4 protein-coding genes and 2 pseudogenes are annotated in these 5,591 nt (G+C 43.4%); 3 read left to right on the top strand and 3 right to left on the bottom strand.

Translation table 11 applies throughout. The annotated features are described in order from the left end of the window. Positions 1-940 (top strand): NAD(P)H-hydrate dehydratase (locus LC574_RS23795; RefSeq protein WP_229456032.1); only part of this gene is annotated, 940 nt, incomplete at its 5' end. A gap of 284 nt (positions 941-1,224) precedes the next feature. On the opposite strand, the gene LC574_RS38210 is transcribed toward LC574_RS23795, so the two are convergent. Beyond that, positions 1,225-1,359, bottom strand: coding sequence for a hypothetical protein (locus tag LC574_RS38210; RefSeq protein WP_267871646.1), 135 nt, complete (start codon positions 1,357-1,359; stop codon positions 1,225-1,227). A gap of 196 nt (positions 1,360-1,555) precedes the next feature. Here LC574_RS38210 and eis point away from each other — a divergent pair, with 196 nt between their 5' ends. Then, the gene (gene eis, locus LC574_RS23790) at positions 1,556-2,734 is read left to right on the top strand and encodes an enhanced intracellular survival protein Eis (protein ID WP_229456031.1); all 1,179 of its coding nucleotides are present in this window, start codon (positions 1,556-1,558) and stop codon (positions 2,732-2,734) included. 638 nt (positions 2,735-3,372) lie between these two features. Here the strand turns inward: eis and LC574_RS23785 are convergent. Beyond that, positions 3,373-4,510 (bottom strand): annotated as a pseudogene (locus tag LC574_RS23785) (IS4 family transposase). 514 nt (positions 4,511-5,024) lie between these two features. Here LC574_RS23785 and LC574_RS23780 point away from each other — a divergent pair. Next, positions 5,025-5,276, top strand: a complete 252-nt coding sequence (locus LC574_RS23780; protein ID WP_229456030.1) for a hypothetical protein — start codon at positions 5,025-5,027, stop codon at positions 5,274-5,276. Between the two features lie 72 nt (positions 5,277-5,348). Here the strand turns inward: LC574_RS23780 and LC574_RS23775 are convergent. Further along, positions 5,349-5,537: pseudogene (locus LC574_RS23775) on the bottom strand (cytochrome C peroxidase); the annotation flags it as partial. Between the last annotated feature and the right edge of the window lie 54 nt (positions 5,538-5,591).

The following is a 5,591-nucleotide window of genomic DNA, read 5'->3' as shown; positions in this document are numbered from 1 at the left end:
CAAAGCTGAGTTAATCGATTTCGATATTCCTTTAGCTGATGTGGAAGCTGTTCTAAAAGATGCACCCAGGATTAAACGTATTACACCAGCAACGGCACTTGCTACTCTACCCTTACCCCGTCCACCAGTCACCCACAAATATAAGGAAGGACATTTACTGCTGATTTGCGGTTCGCGGCGCTATGCAGGTGGAGCAATTTTAACTGGTTTGGGTGCTAGGGCTAGTGGTGTAGGTATGCTTTCGATCGCAGTACCCGAATCGCTGAAATCTCTTTTGGTATCGCACTTGCCAGAAGCGCTAATTGTCGGTTGTCCAGAGACGGAAACTGGAGCCATCGCGCACCTAGAATTACCAGAAAAAACCGATCTAAGTTCATTTAATGCGATCGCTTGTGGCCCCGGTTTAACACGAGATGCCACTCCCATTGTGCAAGAAGTCATAGAAAGCGATCGCCCTCTAATTCTCGATGCCGATGGTTTAAATATCTTGGCACAAATGGGAGCGATCGCCACATTAAAAAAACGTCTTGCTGTAACCGTACTCACACCCCACACTGGCGAATTCCAACGTTTGTTTCCTGATGTCACCGATGCCAAACATGACAAAGTGCAAGCAGTACGGGAAGCGGCGACGCAAAGTGAGGCGATAGTATTGTTAAAAGGGGCGAGAACTGCGATCGCAAACCCTCAAGCTGCCGTTTGGATTGTTCCTGAAAGTACACCCGCCTTAGCGCGTGGCGGTAGCGGCGACGTGTTAACTGGGCTACTGGGTGGATTGTTGGCGCAAGCAGCAACTAAACAGATTCTCGTAGAAGATATTGTGGCAACTGCTGCATGGTGGCATTCGCAAGCGGGTATTTTAGCAGCCCAGGAGCGTACCGAATTGGGTGTAGATGCGTTTACATTGACACAATATTTGATAAAAGTTCTAAGTAATTAAACGGCTTTTAACTATGACTCTAAAAATCCAGACCCAAAAAGAAAAATCACAGGCAAGCACTAGTTTAAAGACAAATCAAGAAACAGAAAACGAAAAAGTTCTATGTTCTCATTGTCAGCGCACCGTTACGAACGGTATTAAATGTAAAGGCATTTGTGTGGCTGACAATGACTATTAAGGTGTGAATTTTATGGCTTTTGAATATTCCAATTTGGATTGGGGATAAAGTTTTTCATCGCCCAAAGTATGAAAATCGAAGGCACGCTTGTAAAGCCGAAACACGTTTAAGCATATTGCAAATGCTCAGATTCATCGAAAGCGGCGGGAAACTCCATCCCCTCGTGGGTAGAGAGGGATAGCCGCCCCGCCGCATTGGGCATTGGGCATTGGGCATTGGTAACTTCTTCCCCATGCCCCATGCCCGATTCCCCATGCCCAAAAATGGAGTTTTTCATCGGAAAACCCTCTTTCCCCCTGCAAGAACTGCGGTTTTAATGATAAGTCTTTAACCAGACACGATATGATGGGTTAAGTAAAAGAAACGTAGTTGGTGAAGCATTGAGACAACGCTTGCTGTAGCATGATTCTGGTTTTGTACTACTAATGGTAGAAGAAATGACGGTTCAATTTGAATACAGCACTCTTGCCAATCCACAGGATATTCAACAGCTTGGGACTATCTTTGAGCAGTGTTTCATTAGTGGGCTTGGTGGCGAGAAAGCTTACATCAATCTCATTGGCGTAGAAAACTTCCGCATTATCCGTAAATCGGAGCAATTAGTTGGTGGATTGGCAACTCTGGATATGGGCCAGTGGTGGGGTGGTGTGCGTGTACCAATGACAGGAATTGCCGTAGTGGGCATTGCTCCAGAGTATCGCGGTTCGGGATCTGCGATCGCTCTCATGCAGCACACCCTCAAGGAACTCTATGCTAGAGGTATACCGCTCTCTGCTCTTTATCCAGCAGTTCAAGGCTTGTATCGAAAAGTCGGGTATGAGCAGGGGGGTAGCTGGTGTAATTGGGAAGTTCCTACTAAAAGTATCCAAGTGCGAGAGCAACCCCTACCTTTGCAACCAATAGTGCCAATCAATCATCAAGTCTTTCATGAACTATATCAGCAGCAGGCGAGATTAACGCATGGATATTTAGACCGACATCCAGCAATCTGGGAGCGCTTAATCCAGCCAGATGACAAGGAAACATTTTACGCATATTTTATCGGTACAAAAGAGAAACCTGAAGGCTACATCCTTTTCAGTCAACATTCAAAAGAGGATGGCGCAATTCTGCGAATCAAGGATTGGGTAATTCTCACAGTTGCGGCTGCACAAACATTTTGGTCTTTTCTTGCTAGTCATCGCTCCCAAATTGATCAAGTGCGATGGAGGAGTTCTGCAATTGATTCCTTAACATTGCTGCTACCAGAGCAAACTGCCAAACTCACGTATACGATGCGTTGGATGCTGCGGGTAGTAGATGTAGTTAAGGCGCTGTCCATGCGGGGTTATCCTTCGGGAATTCAAACTGAACTGCACCTAGATATTCAAGATAATTTGCTAGATGCAAACAATGGTAAATTCATTCTTTCTGTTGCCAATGGACGCGGTGAAGTTACAAAAGGTGGAAAAGGTGAGTTCCAGCTAGATGTTCGAGAACTAGCACCAATATATACAAGTTTGTTCACACCTTACCATTTGCAAATAGCCGGAAAACTGCATGGGACAGAAACAGCTATTTCAGCAGCTACGCAAATATTTGCAGGTAGTTCTCCTTGGGTGGCTGATTTTTTTTAATGTGAGATGTCAACGAACCTCTATGCGAGTTGAACTTTAGTTCAAGCCTGTTCCTCTAAGAGGTAGGGACGGTTTTGCGTAGTCATACATGTTCGCTAAATAGTTGCGATATGTCATTGCGAACGGAACGAAGTGCAGTGAAGCAATCTCAACACCTTTGCGATTGCTTCGCTTCGCTCACAATGACAATTGTTCAACCGGACATGATATCAAATCACAGAGAGGGATGTCCGTCTCCCAAGGGTGAGGTTTTCATTTTGTTGTAAATGTAAAAAAGTTAGGAAACGGTGTGGCTTTATTTTGGAGCGGTTTGTAAAAAAGGTAGGAAAGGTAGGAAAAGTACGATGTTTTGTATAAAACCTTGATTTTTCCTGTAGATGTTGATACATTAACTATGCAGTCGAAGCTCGACTGTTTTTGTTCTGATTTTTGATTTTATCTTTATGACTCAATACGGTTCAGTTAAGGCTATGCAGTGCTTAAAACAACAAACACAGGAGGATTGGTTATTATTCCAGTGCCTCTGTGTTTAACTTTTTTAGAGCGAAATTTTGATACAGGCTTTTTAACAACCCTTGGGTTATTTCTATGAACCCTTTCAGGTAAAACTTGGTCGAGGATTTCCACAGTTAACCAACTCAAAAAAAGGGGAGTTCTTGTGGTTGCAAACGCTGAAATTTTGGGAGGGCACGACGAACAACTCGTAATGTTCCAGTGAAACTTAGACGCAAGGGTGCAACTTCTGCACTGGTCGCAGCTTGAAAAATTAACAACCGGATAGCCCAATGTCCTAATAATAAACCGTAAATTTCTTGCACCACTTCTCGTGGTTTTTGAGAACGAATATGAGTTTTTCGTCCTAGAAGATGTACTTTGAGTTCATCAATCGTATTCTCGACTTCCCAACGTTGATGGTACTCACAAGCTAGCAACTGGGCTGGGAATTTTACAATGTCCAATAAGCTCGTAATTAAACGATATTTGATTTGTTCTTCTGGGTTATCAGGATTCTCAATTGTGTACTCAATGACTCGTACTTGTATTGGTTCAAAACCTTTTTTTCTCAGTTTACCAGAAGGATAAATATAACTTAAATAAGAACCATCCTCTAAAGCTTCTTCGTTTAAAAATTTAACGCTCTTCTGGTATTCTTCCTAAATAATCACAACCCTTACTTACTGTTGCTTGTACCATAGCGTAGGAGTGCAAACCTCTATCCCACATTAACAACATTCCGGATGTTACTGAGCGTAATAATTTTAGTGATCTAACTCGCTCTCCAATCTTATATGGGCACATTAAGGCATCAAAAATTAAATGTGTCCCTGCCTCTACCAAAATAACTAATCTAACTTTGGGAAATGCCGCTCGTGTACCAGGACGACTACCGGGACGACCAAAAACCCTTGCATTTTCATCACTATCTGGGATATCTAAGCAAGTTCCATCAATCACTACAATTCTTAGTCCGTTTAGAAAACTTCCAATTGTTTCGCTGTTTGCCATTGGTCGCACCAACTGATGAAACAATTGCGTCATTACCCCTGCACCTAGTCGCTGTCTGCTTTGGGTGATAGCTGATTTACAAGGGATACGCCAATATTTACCAACTTTTACCCATGCCTCTGAAAGACCATCAATGAGATTTTTTAGTACATCTCGCATTGAATCTCTCGACCACAGGCTCATTGCTATTATTAGACAAATGACCAGCTGTGCTGGTAACGAACGATGGCGTTCCTCTTCTACTTTAGTTTTAGCGATCGCTTGTTCGATTGAAGTTGCTGGGATAGCGACCTCTATCGCTTTGAATATCTCCGTACTTTGTATCTTGGGAGACACTAATGAGAATTCTTTGAGATGCACCGTGCTTGATTTCCATTTTTGGAAACAATGACCATTTTACAGCTATTCTAGCCTTAACTGAACCGTATTGCTTTATGACTAAAAAAATCTTGACTGCTTTTTTAACAGCCAAAAACACAGCCAACGAAGAAATGCAAGCTCTAGTTTTCGAGGAACTTGATGACTCTCAAGCATCGGCAGTTACGGGGGGCTTAAACTTCGAGGTGAACGGGAACGGGGAGGAGGTGATACGTATAGGAGGTGAGGAGTTTAGACTCTTTCAGGGATTGTTAATACGTACGGGGGAGTGAACTTGGTCTTAGCTGATTGTACCTCACACCCGCATATCAAACCTACAACCTCGATTTGCTTGGACAAATTTCTGTACCACTTGTGCTAGTTCGGGGCTTTCCGATACCTGGCACTGCCCAATCGGCAAAGCAAGTTGACCAGGCGAGCATTTGAAACTGGTACATTGAGATTTATCATTGGTGATGCGGGTATAATTCAAATGCCCAACGGGAAAAGCTATTTAGCAGGTGTTTTGGTGCAAAGACCAAACTACGATCCCAAAGCTGGAGATTTTGTCCGTGAAGTTTCAAGAAGAGTCTATAATTACCTAGACAATACCAAAGTTAGCAATATAGAACCGATACTTGGCGATGCCTCCGGCGGGCTACGCCTACGCACTCGTTAATAAATGTAGGGGCGTACACCTAGCTGTACGCCCCTACATATCTATCTGTATCAGGTTTTTCGTGAAATGGTATTACTCCAAGAAATTTTGTATAGCACTACCACCATTCCTACCAACAGCAGGAATTTCCAGTAGGCTATCTGTAGCTTTGCCCGTACCATCGTCGGTAACGGATCTCTGATTACCTGGATGTCCATTGGGAACGAAAAGTTGCGGATGATCAAAAGGCGCTTTCTAGTAACTAACTCGGTCATCAGAGATCCGTTACCGACGATGGTACGGGCAAAGCTACAGAAAGCCTACTGGAAATTCCTG

Source organism: Nostoc sp. CHAB 5715 (assembly GCF_020829685.1).
In the GTDB taxonomy this organism is placed as follows: domain Bacteria; phylum Cyanobacteriota; class Cyanobacteriia; order Cyanobacteriales; family Nostocaceae; genus Nostoc.
The sequence above is the reverse complement of the archived record's forward strand: the minus strand, read 5'-3'. Positions and strand labels throughout refer to the sequence as shown.

Bases quoted from the DNA above. Each gene is read 5' to 3' on its own strand.
- LC574_RS38210 (WP_267871646.1), bottom strand. From the start codon at position 1,359: ATGGGGCATGGGGAAGAAGTTACCAATGCCCAATGCCCAATGCCCAAT.
- eis (WP_229456031.1), top strand. From the start codon at position 1,556: ATGACGGTTCAATTTGAATACAGCACTCTTGCCAATCCACAGGATATT.